Here is a 17,424-nt window from a genome sequence, read left to right on the forward strand (position 1 = left end):
GCGGCCAGGGTTCAACCACAGGAGCCGGAATCCCCCTCCCCCCCCTGCCTAAACTCGCCCCAACCAGCCCCAACGGAGCCCCGCCGGATGCCTTCCGCCGCCGAACTCGCCTGGTTGATCCCGGTGCTGCCCCTGGTCGGAGCCTGTATCACCGGGCTGGGGCTGATCAGCTTCAACCGCACCATCAACCGGTTGCGCAAACCCGTCGCCTGGCTGCTGATCAGCTGCGTAGGGGCTGCAGCCGTGCTCAGTTACGCCGTGCTGGCCCAGCAGCTCGCCGGCGCGGGCCCCACCGAGGTGCTGTTCAACTGGGCGAGCGCCGGCAGCTTCAACCTGCAGATGGGCTTCCGGGTGGATGCCCTCGGGGCGGTGATGCTGTCCCTGGTGACCACCATCGCCGTGCTGGTGATGGTGTATTCCGATGGCTATATGGCCCATGACAAGGGCTATGTGCGCTTTTTCACCTACCTGGCCCTGTTCAGCAGCTCGATGTTGGGCCTGGTGATCAGCCCCAACCTGCTCGAGATCTATGTCTTCTGGGAGCTGGTGGGCATGTGCTCCTACCTGCTTGTGGGCTTCTGGTACGACCGCGACGGCGCCGCCAATGCCGCCCAGAAAGCCTTTGTGGTGAACCGGGTGGGCGACTTCGGCCTGCTGCTGGGGATCCTGGGGCTGTTCTGGGCCACCGGCAGCTTCGGCTTTGAGGAGATCGGCACCCGGCTGCAGGAGGCCGTGGCCGGCGGCAGCGTCTCCAACGCCGCGGCGATCCTGCTCTGCCTGCTCGTGTTCATGGGCCCCATGGCCAAATCGGCCCAGTTCCCCCTGCACGTGTGGCTGCCCGACGCCATGGAGGGCCCCACCCCGATCTCCGCCTTGATCCACGCGGCCACGATGGTGGCGGCGGGTGTCTTTCTGGTGGCCCGGCTGCAGCCGGTGTACGAACCCTTCCCGGCGGTGCAGGCCACGATCGCCGTGGTGGGCACCATCACCCTTGTGCTGGGGGCCTCGATTGCCCTCACCCAGATGGACCTCAAAAAGGGCCTGGCCTACAGCACGGTGAGCCAGCTCGGTTACATGATGCTGGCCATGGGCTGCGGCGCCCCAGTGGCCGGCATGTTCCACCTGGTGACCCACGCCTTCTTCAAGGCCATGCTCTTCCTGGGGTCGGGGTCGGTGATCCACGCCATGGAAGAGGTGGTGGGCCATGAACCCGTGCTTGCCCAAGACATGCGCTTGATGGGTGGCCTGCGCAAGTTCATGCCGATCACCAGCGCCACCTTCTTCATCGGCTGCATCGCCATCAGCGGCATCCCGCCCCTGGCGGGCTTCTGGAGCAAGGACGAAATCCTGGGGGTGGCGTTCGGCCAGTTCCCCATCCTGTGGGTGGCCGGTTTCATCACCGCCGGCATGACCGCCTTCTACATGTTCCGGCTCTACTTCCTCACCTTTGAAGGGGAGTTCCGCGGCGGCGACAAAGCCATGGCCGCCCAGTTGATGGCCGCCGCCGGTAAGACCGCGGATGACCACGGCGACGACCACGGCCACAGTCACGCCAGTCATCCCCATGAATCCGGCTGGCAGATGGCCATGCCCCTGGTGGTGCTGGCGGTGCCCTCGGTGCTGGTGGGCCTGCTGGGCACCCCCTGGAACAGCCGCTTCGGCACCCTGCTGGATCCCCAGGAAGCCGCCGAGGTGGCCGAGCACTTCAGCTGGAGTGAGTTTCTGCCCCTCGCGGGAGCCTCTGTCGCCATCTCCGTGGCCGGCATCAGCGTGGCCGTGCTGGCCTACGCCCTCCACAAGCTCGACCTGGGCACCGCCGTGGCGGCCCGCTTCCCCGCCTTCAACGCCTTCCTGGCCAACAAGTGGTATCTGGATGCCATCAACGACAAGCTGTTCGTGCAGGGCAGCCGCAAGCTGGCCCGCCAGGTGCTGGAGGTCGACTCGAAGGTGGTGGATGGCGTGGTCAACCTCACCGGCCTGGTGACCCTGGGCAGCGGCGAGGGCCTCAAGTACTTCGAAACCGGCCGGGCCCAGTTCTATGCCCTGATTGTGTTTGGCGGCGTGATCGCCCTGGTCGTCCTGTTCGGCTCCCTGGGCTGAGCGGTTCGGCCGTAGCGGACGCTACGCGTCCAACACGGCCTCGCACGCTCAGTCCAGGGAGCCTCACCCCGCGAGGGGGGGGAGCCGGAGCTGAAGCTTCCAAAAGCCCGGCCCCAACCCTCAAAACCCTCACCCCGCTCTGGGGGTCTTGCCCTGCGCTGGAGGCGTGAGCGGCTAGCGGGCCTCCAGCGCAGGGCAAGACCCCCAGAACCCAACGGTCTGTGTGACATCCCCCACCAGCAGAGTGCCTGGCCGGACTGAATTTCTACACTCCGGCCAAACGGTGAGGCCTGGTTCGTGCCCTTCCCCTGGTTGAGCGCGTCGATCCTGTTCCCGATCGCCGCCGCCCTACTCATTCCCTTCATTCCCGATGCCGGCGACGGCAAGCGGGTGCGCTGGTACGCGCTGGGGATCACCTTGACCACCTTCCTGCTGACGGTGGGGGGGTACCTCAACGGCTACGACCCCTCCGTGGAAGGGCTGCAGCTGGTGGAGCAGGTGCAATGGCTGCCCAGCCTGGGGCTGGCCTGGTCGGTGGGCGCCGACGGCCTCTCGATGCCGCTGATCCTGCTCACCAGCTTCATCACGGCCCTGGCAGCCCTGGCGGCCTGGCCCGTGACCTTCAAGCCGAAGCTCTTCTACTTCCTGCTGCTGGCCATGGATGGCGGCCAGATCGCGGTGTTCGCGGTGCAGGACATGCTGCTGTTCTTCCTCGCCTGGGAGCTCGAGCTGCTGCCGGTGTATCTGCTGCTGGCCATCTGGGGCGGCAAGAAGCGCCAGTACGCGGCCACCAAATTCATCCTCTACACAGCTGGGAGCTCCCTGTTCATCCTGGTGGTGGGCCTGGCCATGGCCTTCTACGGCGGCGGCACGCCCACCTTTGAGTACACGGCCCTGATGGCCAAGGACTTCTCAACGAAGTTCCAGCTCTTCGCCTACGCCGGCCTGCTGATTGCCTTTGGGGTGAAGCTGCCGATCGTGCCGCTGCACACCTGGTTGCCCGATGCCCACGGCGAAGCCACGGCCCCGGTGCACATGCTGCTGGCCGGCATCCTGCTGAAAATGGGCGGCTACGCCCTGCTGCGCTTCAACGTGCAGCTGCTGCCCGAGGGACACGCCCAGTTTGCGCCGCTGCTGGTGGTGCTGGGCGTGGTGAACATCATCTACGCCGCGCTCACCTCGTTTGCCCAGCGCAACCTCAAGCGCAAGATCGCCTACAGCTCGATCAGCCACATGGGCTTCGTGTTGATCGGCATCGGCAGCTTCAGTGCCCTCGGCACCAGCGGGGCCATGCTGCAGATGGTCAGCCATGGCCTGATCGGCGCCAGCCTGTTCTTCCTGGTGGGGGCCACCTACGACCGCACCCACACCCTGCAGCTCGATGAAATGGGCGGGGTGGGGCAGACGATGCGCAAGATGTTCGCCCTCTGGACCATCTGCTCCCTCGCCTCCCTGGCCCTGCCGGGCATGAGCGGCTTCGTGAGCGAACTGATGGTGTTCACCGGCTTCGTCACCAGCGAGGCCTATTCGCTCAGCTTCCGCATCGTGATGGCGGCCCTGGCGGCCGTGGGCGTGATCCTCACGCCGATCTACCTGCTCTCGATGCTGCGGGAGATCTTCTTTGGCAAGGAGAACGCCGAACTGGCCTCCCACACCCACCTGGTGGATGCCGAACCGCGGGAGATCTACGTGGTGAGCTGCCTGCTGGTGCCGATCGTGGGCATCGGCCTCTATCCCCGGATCATGACCGACACCTACCGGGCCTCGATCGAGGCCCTGGTGCAGCGGGAAACCACCGCCCTGGCCAAGGTGATCCAACCGCCGCCCGGCGACCTGATCCGCCAGCCCCTGCTCTCAGCGCCGGCCCTGCCGGTCTGATCAGGTGCGGTAACAAAACTGTTCAGATCCCCGGCGGGATGGTTGGCCTCGGGCTGCCCTCCGTACGCTCCTGATTCGCTCTGGAGCCCCGCGGCACCCGCCCCTCCCCGACCCCGGATGACCCCGCGATGAAACAGCTGAACTTTCTGCTGATCTTCAGTTTCGGCCTGGCCACGGTGATGTTCACCCTGGAGAACACAGCCCCCACAACGGTCCATTTCCTGCCAGGCCTGAGCGGCACCCTGCCCCTGGCGGCCCTGCTGCTCCTGGTGGGCGGCATCGGCGCCACCGCCGCCTGGGTGTTTGCCGTGTGGACCGGGGTCGTGCGCAAGGTGGAAGCCCTGCAGAGCCAGAGCGAGGTGGCCGCCCAGCAGGTACGGATCCAGGAATTGGAAAACGACCTGCAGCGTTACCGGGCCACGGTGGATGCCCAGCTGGGCCTGCTGCCAGCCGCCGGCCAGACCTCGGCGGACGAGGCGATGACCGTTTCGGTGAGCTGACCATCCACCCCCCATCCCTAGCGCCCCCCCAGGCCAGGTGGTGCGGGCGGACCAATACCGGTAGCGTGCCAGAGGAATCCAGCGGGGCGCGGAACGGGATTGGCTGAAGGGGGCGCCAGGCTGGCCATCCGCCTGCTGCAGGACGCAGCCGAGCGCGGTGATCTCGACCCGTGGGACGTGGACGTGATCGCGGTGATCGATGGCTTCCTCGACCAGCTGCGCCAGCGGATTGAGGTGCCCCGCCTTGTGGCCGCCACGGGACCAGGCCGGGGCGGCAGCTACGAGCAGGACCTCGCCGAGACCAGTGAGGCCTTCCTGGCGGCCTCGGTGCTGGTCAGCCTCAAGGCTGAGGTGCTGGAGGCGGCCACCTTCCCGCCGGAACCCCTCGACGACCAGGATTTCGGCTTTGACTTCGACGCCGATGGGCAAGGCTGGCTGGTGAATCCGGCCTTGGAACTCCCCCAGCGCCCCGAGCGGCACCTCTGGCGCCGCCCCGTGGCTCCCCCGCCCCTACAGCGGCCCGTCACCCTGGGCGAGCTGATTCGCCAGCTGGAAGACATCGCCGAACGGCTGGAGGCGGACGAGGGCCGCACCCGGCCACGCCACCGCCCCAAGCGCTACAGCGAACGGGCCGCGATCGAACAGGTGGCCGCCCTGGCCCACCGCGAGAAACTGCCGGAAACCACCGCCGCCCTCAGCCAGTTCCTGCTCAGCTGGGATCCCGCCCATGACTGGGCGGGCTTCAACGAGCTGGTGCAGGCCTGGGCCACCGACGTGGAGGCCCGAGGCGCCGCCGCCGACCTGGACCGCGACCGGGTGGGGGTCTTCTGGGCGCTGCTGTTCCTCTGCCACCAGGGCAAGGTGGAACTCGACCAACAGGGGGGGCTGTTCGGGCCATTGCAGCTGCGGCGCCTGCTCCATGACGGTGAAACCCGCCAGCTGCCCCTCGTGCCAGCCCGCGGGGCGGCGCCCCAGCCGCTGGCCGCCTGATCAGGGCGATTAGGCTGGCGGCTCCGACCGACGTGAGCAAACGCCGATGAAGGCGATGATCCTGGCGGCCGGCAAAGGAACCCGGGTGCGGCCCATCACGCACACGATTCCCAAGCCGATGATCCCCATCCTGCAGAAACCCGTGATGGAGTTTCTGCTGGAGCTGCTGCGGGAGCACGGCTTCACCGAAATCATGGTGAATGTCTCCCACCTAGCCGAGGAGATCGAGAACTACTTCCGCGACGGCCAGCGTTTCGGCGTGGAGATCGCTTACAGCTTCGAGGGCCGCATTGAGGATGGCGAACTGATCGGGGACGCCCTGGGCTCGGCCGGCGGCCTCAAAAAAATCCAGAACTTCCAGCGCTTCTTCGACGACACCTTCGTGGTGCTGTGCGGCGATGCCCTGATCGACCTCGACCTGAGCGAGGCGGTACGCCGCCACAAGGCCAAGGGAGCCATGGCCAGCCTGATCACCAAACGGGTGCCCAAGGATCAGGTGAGCAGCTACGGGGTGGTGGTCACCGATGACGACGGCCGGGTGCGCTCCTTCCAGGAGAAGCCGGCGGTCGACGAGGCGGCCAGCGACATGATCAACACCGGCATCTACATCTTCGAGCCGGAGGTGCTCGACTTCGTGCCGAGTGACCAGCCCTTCGATATCGGTTCCGACCTGTTCCCCAAGCTGGTGGAAGCCGGGGCCGCCTTCTACGCCCTGCCGATGGAATTCGAGTGGGTGGACATCGGCAAGGTGCCGGACTACTGGCAGGCCATTCGCAGCGTGCTGCAGGGTCAGGTGCGTCAGGTGCAGATCCCCGGCAAGGAGGTGCGTCCTGGGGTCTTCGCCGGCCTGAATGTGGCGGCCGACTGGGACCAGATCAAGGTGACCGGCCCGATTTATGTGGGCGGCATGACCCGGATTGAGAACGGAGCCACGATCATCGGCCCAGCCATGATCGGACCCAACTGCCACATCTGCGAAGGCGCCACGATCGACAACTCGATCATCTTTGACTACTCCCGCATCGGTGCCGGGGTCCGGCTGGTGGAAAAGCTGGTGTTCGGCCGCTATTGCGTCGACCGCAACGGCGACCACTTCGACCTGCAGGAGGCAGCTCTCGACTGGCTGATCACCGATGTGCGCCGCCAGGACGTGGTCTCCCCGTCGCCGCAGCAGAAAGCGATGGCCGAACTGCTCGGCACCGACCTGGCCCTCAGCAACGCCAGCTAGGCCGCTGGCTTGAGGGGTGCCAGGCCTGCCCGCTGCAGGATGGCCGGAATCCGTTCCTCGGCCTTGATCGCCATCAGGTGCACCCCCTGGGCGATCTCCAGGTAGGAGGCCACCTGTTCGGCCGCAATCGCCTCCCCCTCCGCCGCCGGGTCGGCCGCCGCTGCCAAGCGGTCGATCACCGCCTGGGGAATGTTGGCTCCCGGCACCACCCGGTTGATGAAGGCCGCATTGCGGGCCGACTTGAGCAGAAACACCCCCGCCAGCACCGGCAGGTCGAGGGGGCCGGCCAGCTCGCCCACGAAGCGCTTCAAGGCCTCGGCATCACTGACCATCTGGGTCTGGACGAAACGGGCGCCTGCCTCCTTCTTGCGGGCCAGGCGACTCTTGAGGCCACTCCAGCTGGGCGACTGGGGATCGGCCGCCGCTCCGGCGAACAGGGCCGTCGGCCCATCGGGCAGGGAACCCTCCACCGGATCCTGGCCCGCATTGAACTGCTGCACCAGCTGCAGCAGCCGCACGGCCTCCAGCTCATTCACCGGCCGGGCCCCGGGCTGGTCGCCGGCTCGCACCGGATCGCCAGTCAGGCAGAGCAGGTTGCGCAGGCCCAGGGCATGGGCCCCTAGCACCTCAGCCTGCAGCGCAATGCGATTGCGATCCCGGCAGGCCAGCTGCAATACCGGCTCGATGCCCGCATCCAGGAGCAGCCGGCACAGGGCCAGGCTGCTCATCCGCATCACCGCCCGACTGCCGTCGGTGACATTCACCGCATGGACCCAGCCCCGCAGGGCCCCGGCGGCTTCCAGGGCGCGGGATGGATCGCCCCCCCGGGGGGGCATCACCTCGGCGGTGAGGGCTGCTTCTCCATTGGCCAGAGCCCTTTGCAGCAGCAAGCCAGTCCATTCCTCTGAAGGCCATCATGGGACAGCGCCCTGCCTACAGTGAGCGGACGCCTGGGGCCTGGGCCAATGGATTCCGATCGCTCCACGGGAGTTTCACAGGCAGGCTCCCTGGGTCAGGTGCGCCATGACCTCTCGGAACGGGAAATCGAGATCATTGAACTGGTGGCCCAGGGGCTCACCAACCAGGAGATCGCCGAAACGCTCACGATCAGCAAGCGAACCGTGGACAACCACGTGAGCAACATCTTCACCAAGACGGGCGCCAAAAACCGGGTTGCCCTACTCAACTGGGCCATGGATCACGGCAAGATCTGCCGTGATGGCTTCAACTGCTGCTCCCTCGAAGCTACCGACGACAAACGGCCTGGCAGCTAGCTGCCCAGCGGCTGGGTCTCCAAGGGGACGCTGGTGTCCTCGGCCAGGGAGGCGAGGCTGTAACCCTCGGCACCGAGACCGAACAGCTCGGCGTAGGCCAGGCAGTCGGCCAGATCCCTGCCAGCGAAGCGGAGCATGCCCTGGTTGTCGTAAAGACCGGTCACGCCAAGCTTCTTCAGAATTTCTTTCGTTTTTATCCTAGGGCCTTGAGCAGGTCCTGGCGTTGGGCCTCCGGCCAGTGGGCCAGGGGGCAGCGGGCCAGGGCCGCATTGCTGAGCTCATGGCGCCCGGTGAGTTCCTGGACGCACCAGGGCGGCAGCTCCAGGGCCAGCCCCTCCCCAGGCACCCCCCCAGGCTGGAGCGAGGCCGGCTCAAACTCCACCTCCGCCACCACGAGCGGGGCATTCTCTGCTTCAAACACATCCAGCACCCAGTCACCCCCGGGCAGGTCGAGGCCGTAGCGCCACTTACGGAGCTGCTGGGGCGCCAGGGCCAGCAGGGCGCCCGCATCGTCCGGCGGAATCGGATATTCGAATTCCTGCCGCACCAGCCCTTCAGGCCCAGCACCTCCTGCTGCCTGGGGGGCGCGCGCCTTGAGGGTGAGCCAGGCCCCAGGCGCAGCGCCGCTGGCGCGGCGCACCCGCACCGTGAGCCCATCGGCGGCGGCCACGAGGTAGCCCTGCTCCAGCCAGGCCTCCCACAGGATGTGGCGACGCCAGTCGTTGCCTCGCACCAGAAAACGCCGTTCGATTTCCAGGGCCATGGGGGGCGGGTCAGTTGGGAGCGGGATCAGTTGTGAGAGGGTCAGTTGTGGGAGGGCTCGGTGGCCGTGAGGCTGCCCGCCCAATGAAGCTTGTGGGTGAGAGTGCGGTAGTACGACGGACTCTGCTCCAGCAGCACCTGCAGGGCGGGGTGGGGGCTGCGCTGCACCACCGCCCGATCGCCGGGCTCCAGCACCGTGGCGTGGGCACCGTCCTTCCAGAGCTTCACCCGGCGGCTGGTTTCACCCAGGGGCCACACCGAGAGCTGGGCCCGCGGGGGCACCACCACCGCCCGACTGGAGAGGCTCATCGGACAGATCGGGTTGACCACGATCGCCTCGATCCCGGGGTGAAGGATCGGACCGCCGGCCGCCATCGCATAGCCCGTGGAGCCGGTGGGGGTGGCAATGATCAGGCCATCGCCGCGGTATTGATCCACCACTTCACCATCAATCTCCAGCTCGAGCACGCAGGTCGGGGACACCTCGTCGAGGCAAGGACGGAAATAGAAATCATTCAGGGCCAGGTGGGGACCATCGGCCTGGTCCACCCCATCGCCGCGGTCGATGTGGGCCTGGAGCATCATGCGGCGCTCCAGGGCAAAGCGATCCTGCCGCAGGCGATCCCAGAGGCTCTCCTCCTCCACCTTGTCGGCCTCGGCGCTGAGGCGGAGCAGCCGGCGGTCGTGGGTGAGAAAGCCAAGATGCCCCCCCACGTTGAAGCTGAGGATCGGCACATCCAACGGGGCCAGGTGGCGGGCAGCACCGAGCACGGTGCCATCCCCACCAAGCACCAAGGCCAGATCCGGCAACTGGGGCTCGGTGGCCAACAGGCCAGGAAAGGGGTTGCGGGCCAAGCCACTGGAGGCCACCACCACATGCACCCCCTGGGCCGCCAGGTCTTCGGCACAGCGCTTGGCCTGGCGATGGGCAGCCTGGCTGCCCGACCTGGAAATCAGCCAGACCCTCTCAAGCCGCATCGCAGAACAGCCGGGCTACCAGCGCAGCAGGTTGAAGCGCTCCATATCGACCGTTTCCCGGTTGCGGTAGAGGGACAAGAGGATGGCGAGGCCCACCGCCGCCTCCGCAGCAGCCACGGTGATCACAAAGATGGCGAACACCTGGCCGCGAATCAGCTGGCCATCGAGGTAGTCAGAGAAGGCCATCAGGTTGATGTTCACCGCATTCAGCATCAGCTCAATGCTCATCAGCACCCGCACCGCATTGCGGCTGTTGATCAACCCCCACACCCCGGTGCAGAACAACACGGCCGCCAGCACCAGATAGGCCTGAAGGGGGATGGTGGTGGGGAGGGTGATGTCCATGGGCCGGGGGGTTGGAGCGGGGAAAAACTGTGACGTGGGAAAAACCTGAGGCGTTCCGAAGCGAGCAGGGCCCTAACGGGGTGCCTTGTCGAGCAGCAACGGGGATCGGGATTTCTCGATCAGCCCCTGATCAACCGACTCTCCGGTGATCACATCGCTGCTGAGCACATCCCTGCGAGCCAGCACGATGGCGCCGATCATCGACATCAGCAACAGCACCGAGGCCAGCTCGAAGGGGAGCAGGTAGTCGCTGAAGAGGTGTTCACCGATCCGAATCGTGGCCTCCTCGCCCACCGGCAAGGGACCAGGCAGGGCCCAGTCGGTGGTGAAGGCCACCCGGATCAGCAGCACGAACAGCCCGCCGCAGACGGCCCCGGACAACAGACGCCGCAGGGGCAGCCCCGGGATTGCGGCAAGCGTTTCCTTCTTGTTGACCAACATGATCGCGAAGAGGATCAGCACGTTCACGGCGCCCACGTAGACGAGCACCTGGGCGGCCGCCACAAAACTGGCATTGAGCAGCAGGTAGAGGCCGGCTACGGAGAGAAAAACCCCACCCAACAGGAAGGCGGAGTAGACGATGTTGGGCAGCAGGACCACCCCAAGTGCACCCAACACGAGGGTGGCGGAGAGGGCCGCGAAACAGATCAGCTGGGCGGTGGAGGCGATGGTCATCAGGCCTTCTCCTGGGGTTGGGCCGAAGCGGGCTCGCTTTTGGGCAGGGTGGCCAGCACCTGCTCAGGCAGTTTGCCGGCCCGGGGGGCGGTGTCGGGCACGCCGTGGGGGTCCATTTCACCTTTGGGCAGGTAGGCCAGCTCCCGCAGGGGCACCACCGCAGGATCGCTGGTGACGCTGGTGGGCAGGCGACCCAGGGCGATGTTGTCGTAGTTGAGGCTGTGGCGATCGAAGGCCGCCAGCTCGTATTCCTCGGTCATCGAGAGGCAGTTGGTGGGGCAGTACTCCACGCAGTTGCCGCAGAAGATGCACACCCCGAAATCGATCGAGTAGTTGCGCAGCTCCTTCTTCTTGGTGGCCTTGTTCATCACCCAATCCACCACCGGCAGGTTGATGGGGCACACCCGCACGCACACCTCGCAGGCGATGCACTTGTCAAACTCGTAGTGGATGCGGCCGCGGTAGCGCTCCGAGGGGATCAGCTTCTCGTAGGGGTACTGAACCGTGATCGGCCGACGGCGCAGGTGGTCAAAGGTGACCGCCAGGCCCTGGGTCAGGTAATTGGCCGCACCCACCGCATCACGGGTGTAGTCGCCGACTTTTTTGAGGAACCCGAACATGGAGCTGGCTCTGGGGGGAGGCGGGCTGGACAGGTCAGACCATGATGGCTGGTCTGGAGGGGGCCTGGGTCAAGGCGGGGTCAACCGCCGAAGGCGACCGGGAAGGCGAGCTTCAGGGCCGCCGTGATCAGCAGGTTGACCAGGGCGATGGGAAGCAGGAATTTCCAACCCAGATCCAGCAGCTGGTCGATGCGCACCCGGGGGGTGGTCCAACGCAGCAGGATCGCCAGGAAGACCAGGAGATAGGCCTTCAGCACGGTCATGACGATGCCCACCGATCCGGTGATCAGCTGCACGAGCGGGGCGTCAATGGGCTGGCCCAACCAGCCAGCCAGCCACTCCACCGGGATCGGGAAGCCCCAACCGCCGAGGTAGAGCACCGACACCAACAGGGCCGAGAGCACCAGGTTGATGTAGCTACCCAGATAGAAGAGGGCAAACTTCATGCCGGAGTATTCGGTCTGGTAGCCCGCCACCAGCTCCTCCTCGGCCTCCGGCAGGTCGAAGGGCAGGCGCTCGCACTCAGCCAGGGCGCAGATCCAGAAGATCACGAAGCCCACCGGCTGGCGCCAGATGTTCCAGCTGAGGATGCCGGCGCCGGTCTGCTGGTCGACGATGTCGACCGTGCTGAGCGAATTGCTCATCATCACGACCGCCAGCACCGCCAGGGCCAGGGGAATCTCGTAGCTGATCGACTGGGCCGCCGCCCGCAGACCACCCAGCAGGGAGTACTTGTTGTTGGAGGCGTAGCCGCTCATCAGCAGGCCGATCGGCTGGATGCTGCTGAGGGAGATCCACAGAAAAATGCCGATCCCCACGTTGCTGATCAGCAGGTGCTGGCCAAAGGGCACCACCAACCAGCTGAGGATCACCGGGATCAGCACCAGCACCGGGCCGAGGGTGAACAGCAGGCCATCGGCCTTGGCCGGAATGATGTCCTCCTTGAAGACCAGCTTCATGCCGTCAGCTATGGGCTGGAGCACTCCGAGGGCGCCGGCATATTCCGGACCGATCCGCTGCTGCACGGCGGCGGAGATCTTGCGCTCCAGCCACACGTTCACCAGCACACCCACCACCGCCGCCACCAGCACCAGCACCATCGGCAGGGGCAGCCAGAGCAGGTGGGCCGCCCCCGGACTCAGGCCGAGGCCTTCGAGGGCCTGCTCAAAGCTGGCCTCTAGATCCAAACCGGGAGCTGTGTTGGTCACCATGGCGGCAGCTCAGATGGGGGCAACTTAGCGGGCCCCAATGGGCTGCCAGTCGCGGCCTGCCGGACCGGTATAGATCTGGGAGGGTCTGTAGATGCGGTTGGCACCCAGCTGTTCCTTCCAATGGGCCAGCCAGCCGGCGGTACGGGCGATGGCAAAGATCGGCGTGAACAGGTCTTCCGGGATGCCGAGCTTGCGGTACACCAAGCCGGAATAGAAGTCGACATTGGGGTAGATCCCCTTGGGTCCGAGCCGCTCGGCCGCCACCGCCTCGAGCTTGCGGGCCAGGTCGTACATGGGGTCGTGACCGAAGGCATCGAACAGCTGCTCGGCCAATTTCTGCAGAATTACGGCCCGGGGGTCCTTCACCTTGTACTCCCGGTGGCCGAAGCCCATGATCTTGCGCTTCTCGGCAATGGCCCGGTCCAGCCAGGGCTCCACCTGGTCTTCGCTGCCGATGCTCTCCAGCATCTCCAGCACGTCTTCGTTAGCGCCACCGTGCAAGGGGCCGGCCAGGGTGCCCACCGCCGAGGCCACCACGGCATAGGGGTCCGTGAGGGTGCTGGCGGTGACCCGGGCGCTGAAGGTGCTGGCGTTGAGGCTGTGCTCCGCGTGCAGGATCAAACAGGCGTCAAAGATCCGGGCCGCCAAAGGATCCGGCTCCCGCTCCGTCAGCATGTAGAGAAAGTTGGAGGCGTAGGCCAGGTCATCGCGGGGCTGGATCGGGTCCTGGCCTTTGCGGATCAGCTGGAACGCCGCCACCATCGTGGGGATCTTGGCGATCAGCCGCACCACTGCCGACACGATGTATTCGGGGTTGTCCAGGGCGCGCCTGGAATAAAAGAGCCCCAAGGACGCCGCACTGCTCTGGAGGGCATCCATGGGATGACCACCGGAGGGAAAGCATTTCATCATGTCGCGGATGCGGAAGCTCACCCGCCGGTGCATCTGCACCTCCTGCTCAAACTCCCGCAGCTCCTCAGCGGTGGGCAGCTCGCCCCAGATCAGCAGGTAGGCGGTTTCCAGAAAGGTGCTCTGGGCCGCCAGCTCATCCACGCGGAAGCCGCGGTAGGTCAGCACCCCCCGCTGGCCGTCGATGTCGCAGATCGACGACTGGGTCGCCGGCACGCCCTCCAGGCCCGGGCGAAAGGGGCTCGGAGCCTGGGCTCCACTCGCTGTCATGCCCGCCGCTGTCACGTTGAAGCCGCCGCTGTCATCTTGGCGAACCTACGGCTGCCGGGGACACCGGCGCCGTAGCCGCAGCAACCGGGGACCGATCAACAGCTCCAATCTGGCCCCAGCGGGGCCGAAGCGGATCAGGGCCGCCCCCGCCTTGCGCAGGACGATGGTGCCCGGGGGCGCCCCCAGCAGGCTGGCCGCCAGCTCGCCCAGATCGGGCTCATGGCCCACCAGCCCCAAGCGCCGCCAGCGGCCTGCCCCCAAGAGGGGCCTCGGATCGCCCCCGGGAGCCAGGCTGGACTCCAGCCCAAAACCCGTGGCCAGGCCGGCGGCAACCCCAAGCTCGGCGGTCTGCCGGGCCCGCCGCAGGGGACTGCTGAGCAGGAGGTCGCAGTCCAGCTGGAGCCGATGCAGCTGCTCGGCCATCGCCGCCGTGCGGCGGATCCCCCGGGCCGTCAGGGCCCGTTCCGAATCCAAGGAGCCGATGCCACCCCCATCGGGCTGGCGCTCTTCCGCCAGGCCATGGCGCCAGAGCAGCAGTTCGCGCTCAACCAAAGCCCAGTTGCGCCCGAACATGCACGGTGGCGCCGGCATCAGGGCCAGCTTCAACCCCCAGGCCCAGCCCCTGCACCGCGCCAGCCAACGGCTGGCCGGCCAGCCCGGACAACAGTCGCCAGGTGGTCCAGCGCTGCAGCAGGGCCTGGGCCCGCTGGTCTGCCATGGCCCACTGAAGGGGAGCCTGAACCAGATCCAGGCTCGCGAGCTGCTCCAGCCGCGGGCGGGGCGGCTGGCGGGCATCGCGCTGGTCCTGGAGGACCGCCAGGTTTTGACCCCACCAGGCCAGACGCCCCTGGCTGGAGCGGGCCCCGGCCAGGCTGGCCTGCAGCTGGGCCGGTTCGGTCCGGGCCGGCCGGCGGCCGGCCTGGGGAGCCTCGAGGCGGGTCCAGACGCGGACGCTGGCATCGCCCTCCACGGGCAGCGGAGCCGCAATCAGCCCCTGGGCGGCCAGGGGGCCATCGAGCTCGGCCGGGTCCGGTTGATCGACGGCGGTACCGAGCAACCAGCCCTGGCGGCCCTCGCTCCAGAGCACCGGGCCGGTGTCCCCAGCCACCACCAGGGCGGGCAGAGACTGGTCTCCTGCCGGCAGCACCGCCGCCAGCAGGGGCTGCCAGAGAGCGGGCCAGGCGGAAGGCCGTTGCACCAGGGCCAGGCTGTCGGACGGCCCCTGGAGGCTCTCCAGCAGGGCCGCAGCGGTGGCGGCAGCGGCCGGCGTCGTGGCGGGCAACGCCTCCGCGGCCCCAGCCTCCTGACTGAGCTGAAGCAGGCCGTCGAGCACCAGGGTGCGGCCCTCGGGACGCAGGCTGGCCACCAGCTCCTGGATGGCCCCAGGGGCGGTGAGCGAAGCCGGCAGACCCAGCCAGGGCCCGAGGGCCTCCGGGCGGGCCGTCAGCAGCGCCGCCCCCTCACCCAGCTGCTGCACCGCCTGCTGAAACCGGGGGCTGGCGGCCTGGTTGAGCTCATCGATCTGGGACACATCGAGGGCCTGCTCCAGCACACCCCGGCCCGAAGCGATCAGCACAAAGTCATCGTTGATCAGGGCCGTGGCGATCGGCACCGGCGTGGTGCCCACCAGGGCGCCGCGGCCACTGATCAGTCCCATGCCCCGGTAGCTGCTGATCTGCAGGTCGGTGCCGGCCAGGCTGCGGGTTTGCCAGAAGCGCTGCAGGAAGCGACGGGCCCCATCGGCATCCCGGCTGCGCAGGGCCAACAACCAGCCATCGGGGGCCGCCCCGGGCTCGGACGCCAGCAGGGCCAGGCCCAGTTCCCGACCCAGCCAGGGGGCCAGCTCGCTGGGGTAGTCGAGACCCGCCGCGGCAAAGCCTCCGTCCCGCAGGCGGGCCACCGCCTCGGCGGCCTGGCGCCGCTGGCGCGGGGGGGCCACGGCCCGGGCATAGCCCACCGGCTGCTCCCCATCACTCAGCCAGTAGAGGCTCAAGGCGGCCTGGCGGGGCACAAAGCGGGCGGCCCGAGGCGACACCAGGGCCTGGTGCTGCAACTGCAGGGGGGAGCGCTGCAGCACAAGCCACCAGCCACCGGCCGCCAGGCTCAGCAACAGCAACACCGCCGCCAGCACGACCGCCAGAAACGGGCGGGCCTTCATGCGTCCCACGCAGGATGGGTCCATCTTGACCCCAACCCTCCCCCTCTGCCCGCGATGCGCAGCCCAGACGTCCAACCGCAGTCCCCAGGCCAGGGGATGCCAACCAACATCCAAGCCCGCGACCTGCAGGCGCGGCTGGAGCGGGGCGAGGCCATCCAGCTGGTGGATGTGCGCGAAGACGCCGAACTGGAGCTGGCCCGGCTGCCGCACCCCGTGGTGCACCTGCCCCTGAGCCGCTCGAGCGACTGGATCGCCAACCTCCCCCAGCTGCTCGATCGCGACCGTCCCGTGGCGGTGGTGTGCCATGCCGGCGTGCGCAGCTGGCACCTGGGCTGCTGGCTCATCCAGGAGCACGGCTACGGCGCGGTCTGGAACCTCCAGGGGGGCATCGACGCCTGGAGCGTGGAGGTGGATCCCGCCGTGCCCCGCTACTGAGAGGGGCTGGATCTGACTACGATCGCCCCACCCCTGCAGCATTCGCTTGCAGTCTGTGTCCACCAGGCCCTTGCCCCCCAGGCAGCAGGAGGTGCTGCAGTTGGCGGTGCGCCACTACGTGGACACGATGGAGCCCGTCGGCAGCCAGACCCTGGTGCGCCGCTTCGGCCTGCAGGCCAGCCCGGCGACGGTGCGCTCGGCGATGGGGGCCCTCGAGCAGCGTGGCCTGCTCACCCAGCCCCACCCCTCGGCGGGCCGGATCCCCAGCCAGCAGGGCTATCGCACCTACGTGGATCAGCTGCTGCCGCCCCCCGGGGCCGCGGCCCTGCAGCTGGAGCGGGAACTCACCGGCCTGAGCCTGCAGTGGGCCGCCCTCGACGACCTGTTGCTGCACCTCAGCCGGCGCCTGGCCGATCTCACCGGCCTACTGAGCCTGATCACCCGGCCCCAGCGCCACCAACCCCAGCTGCAGGCCCTGCGGCTGGTGGCCAGTGGCGAGCGGCTGTTGGTGTTTTTGGTGGAAGGCGGCGCCACCGCCAGCAGCCTCAACCTGCGACTCCCCGCCCAGGCCGAACCGGAACTGGAGCCGCTGGAGCGGTGGGTGAGCGGCCAGCTCCAGGGGGGAGCAATCGACTGGAGCTGCCTGCCCTCCCATCTGGGCAGCAGTGGGGCGGTGCTGCGCCAGGCCTTGGCCAGCCATGGGCAATCCCGCCACCTGGAAGGGGAAGGCGCCGTGACCACGGGCCTGGCGGGGCTGCTGGCCCAACCGGAATTCAGCCAGACCCTGAGCCTGCGCCCCCTGGTGGAGCTGGTGGAGGATGCGCCCCAACAACTCCTGCCCCAGCCAGGCATCTGGATCGGCGCCGAGCATCCCCACCGGGCCCTGCACCAGTGCGCCGTGGTGCAGGCCAACTACCGCAGCGGCGATGGGGGCATCGGCCAGGTGGCCCTGGTGGGGCCGATGCGGATGGCCTATGCCACCGCCCGGGCCGCCGTGCGCTCGGTGGCCCAGGTGCTGGAGCGGCTGCTCGGTTGAGCCGATCCTGAGCCAGCGTCCATCAGTACCCTGATGGCCCATTCCATTGGAACAC

At 67.6% G+C, this 17,424-nt stretch carries 19 protein-coding genes; 8 read left to right on the forward strand and 11 right to left on the reverse strand.

Going from position 1 to position 17,424, the window contains the following annotated elements; all coding sequences use genetic code 11:
• Positions 1-87 precede the first annotated feature (87 nt).
• The 5 genes from H6G16_RS10595 (at position 88) to H6G16_RS10615 (ending at position 6,696) form a co-directional block, all read left to right on the forward strand.
• Positions 88-2,100, forward strand: coding sequence for an NAD(P)H-quinone oxidoreductase subunit 5 (locus tag H6G16_RS10595; protein WP_190390291.1), 2,013 nt, complete (start codon positions 88-90; stop codon positions 2,098-2,100).
• A 297-nt stretch (positions 2,101-2,397) separates the two neighbouring features.
• On the forward strand, positions 2,398-3,978 hold the full coding sequence (locus tag H6G16_RS10600; RefSeq protein ID WP_190390292.1) for an NAD(P)H-quinone oxidoreductase subunit 4: 1,581 nt from the start codon (positions 2,398-2,400) through the stop codon (positions 3,976-3,978).
• Between the two features lie 128 nt (positions 3,979-4,106).
• Positions 4,107-4,478 carry a lipopolysaccharide assembly protein LapA domain-containing protein gene (locus H6G16_RS10605; protein WP_190390293.1) on the forward strand — a complete coding sequence of 124 codons (372 nt, stop codon included), beginning with the start codon at positions 4,107-4,109 and terminating at the stop codon, positions 4,476-4,478.
• Between the two features lie 99 nt (positions 4,479-4,577).
• Positions 4,578-5,468 (forward strand): segregation/condensation protein A, encoded by an 891-nt coding sequence (locus tag H6G16_RS10610; protein WP_190390294.1) that lies wholly within the window; start codon positions 4,578-4,580, stop codon positions 5,466-5,468.
• A gap of 46 nt (positions 5,469-5,514) precedes the next feature.
• Positions 5,515-6,696: an NDP-sugar synthase gene (locus tag H6G16_RS10615; protein ID WP_190390295.1), complete on the forward strand. Its 1,182-nt coding sequence runs from the start codon at positions 5,515-5,517 to the stop codon at positions 6,694-6,696.
• On the opposite strand, the gene H6G16_RS10620 is transcribed toward H6G16_RS10615, so the two are convergent.
• Positions 6,693-7,586, reverse strand: a complete 894-nt coding sequence (locus H6G16_RS10620; RefSeq protein ID WP_190390296.1) for a methylenetetrahydrofolate reductase — start codon at positions 7,584-7,586, stop codon at positions 6,693-6,695. The genes H6G16_RS10615 and H6G16_RS10620 overlap by 4 nt on opposite strands.
• Positions 7,587-7,661: 75 nt before the next feature.
• Between H6G16_RS10620 and H6G16_RS10625 the strand changes: the two genes are divergently transcribed.
• The gene (locus tag H6G16_RS10625; RefSeq protein ID WP_242036372.1) at positions 7,662-7,970 is read left to right on the forward strand and encodes a response regulator transcription factor; all 309 of its coding nucleotides are present in this window, start codon (positions 7,662-7,664) and stop codon (positions 7,968-7,970) included.
• Here the strand turns inward: H6G16_RS10625 and H6G16_RS10630 are convergent.
• From H6G16_RS10630 to H6G16_RS10675, 10 genes are all read right to left on the reverse strand, one after another.
• Positions 7,967-8,134: a hypothetical protein gene (locus tag H6G16_RS10630; protein WP_190390297.1), complete on the reverse strand. Its 168-nt coding sequence runs from the start codon at positions 8,132-8,134 to the stop codon at positions 7,967-7,969. The genes H6G16_RS10625 and H6G16_RS10630 overlap by 4 nt on opposite strands.
• Before the next feature lie 29 nt (positions 8,135-8,163).
• The gene (locus H6G16_RS10635; RefSeq protein WP_190390298.1) at positions 8,164-8,733 is read right to left on the reverse strand and encodes a CYTH domain-containing protein; all 570 of its coding nucleotides are present in this window, start codon (positions 8,731-8,733) and stop codon (positions 8,164-8,166) included.
• Between the two features lie 41 nt (positions 8,734-8,774).
• The gene (locus H6G16_RS10640; protein WP_190390299.1) at positions 8,775-9,710 is read right to left on the reverse strand and encodes an NAD(+) kinase; all 936 of its coding nucleotides are present in this window, start codon (positions 9,708-9,710) and stop codon (positions 8,775-8,777) included.
• Between the two features lie 15 nt (positions 9,711-9,725).
• Positions 9,726-10,055 (reverse strand): NADH-quinone oxidoreductase subunit NuoK, encoded by a 330-nt coding sequence (gene nuoK / locus H6G16_RS10645; RefSeq protein ID WP_190390300.1) that lies wholly within the window; start codon positions 10,053-10,055, stop codon positions 9,726-9,728.
• Positions 10,056-10,127: 72 nt separating this feature from the next.
• Positions 10,128-10,730, reverse strand: a complete 603-nt coding sequence (locus H6G16_RS10650; protein ID WP_190390301.1) for an NADH-quinone oxidoreductase subunit J — start codon at positions 10,728-10,730, stop codon at positions 10,128-10,130.
• Positions 10,730-11,350 carry an NAD(P)H-quinone oxidoreductase subunit I gene (ndhI, locus tag H6G16_RS10655; protein WP_190390302.1) on the reverse strand — a complete coding sequence of 207 codons (621 nt, stop codon included), beginning with the start codon at positions 11,348-11,350 and terminating at the stop codon, positions 10,730-10,732. The genes H6G16_RS10650 and ndhI overlap by 1 nt, the downstream gene beginning before the upstream one ends.
• Positions 11,351-11,430: 80 nt before the next feature.
• A complete protein-coding gene (gene nuoH, locus H6G16_RS10660) occupies positions 11,431-12,561 on the reverse strand; it encodes an NADH-quinone oxidoreductase subunit NuoH (protein ID WP_190390303.1) in 1,131 nt (376 codons plus the stop codon).
• A 24-nt stretch (positions 12,562-12,585) separates the two neighbouring features.
• The gene (locus H6G16_RS10665; RefSeq protein WP_190390304.1) at positions 12,586-13,740 is read right to left on the reverse strand and encodes a citrate synthase; all 1,155 of its coding nucleotides are present in this window, start codon (positions 13,738-13,740) and stop codon (positions 12,586-12,588) included.
• Positions 13,741-13,785: 45 nt separating this feature from the next.
• Entirely contained in the window at positions 13,786-14,313 is a 528-nt protein-coding gene (locus H6G16_RS10670) for a histidine phosphatase family protein (RefSeq protein ID WP_190390305.1), read from the reverse strand.
• Positions 14,285-15,898 carry a DUF3352 domain-containing protein gene (locus H6G16_RS10675; RefSeq protein ID WP_190390306.1) on the reverse strand — a complete coding sequence of 538 codons (1,614 nt, stop codon included), beginning with the start codon at positions 15,896-15,898 and terminating at the stop codon, positions 14,285-14,287. The genes H6G16_RS10670 and H6G16_RS10675 overlap by 29 nt, the downstream gene beginning before the upstream one ends.
• A 96-nt stretch (positions 15,899-15,994) precedes the next feature.
• Between H6G16_RS10675 and H6G16_RS10680 the strand changes: the two genes are divergently transcribed.
• Positions 15,995-16,333: a rhodanese-like domain-containing protein gene (locus H6G16_RS10680; protein ID WP_190390307.1), complete on the forward strand. Its 339-nt coding sequence runs from the start codon at positions 15,995-15,997 to the stop codon at positions 16,331-16,333.
• Between the two features lie 127 nt (positions 16,334-16,460).
• The gene (locus H6G16_RS10685; protein WP_190390512.1) at positions 16,461-17,369 is read left to right on the forward strand and encodes an HrcA family transcriptional regulator; all 909 of its coding nucleotides are present in this window, start codon (positions 16,461-16,463) and stop codon (positions 17,367-17,369) included.
• The last annotated feature ends 55 nt before the right edge of the window (positions 17,370-17,424 follow it).

The sequence above is a fragment of the Cyanobium sp. FACHB-13342 genome (assembly GCF_014697415.1).
GTDB lineage: Bacteria > Cyanobacteriota > Cyanobacteriia > PCC-6307 > Cyanobiaceae > Cyanobium_A.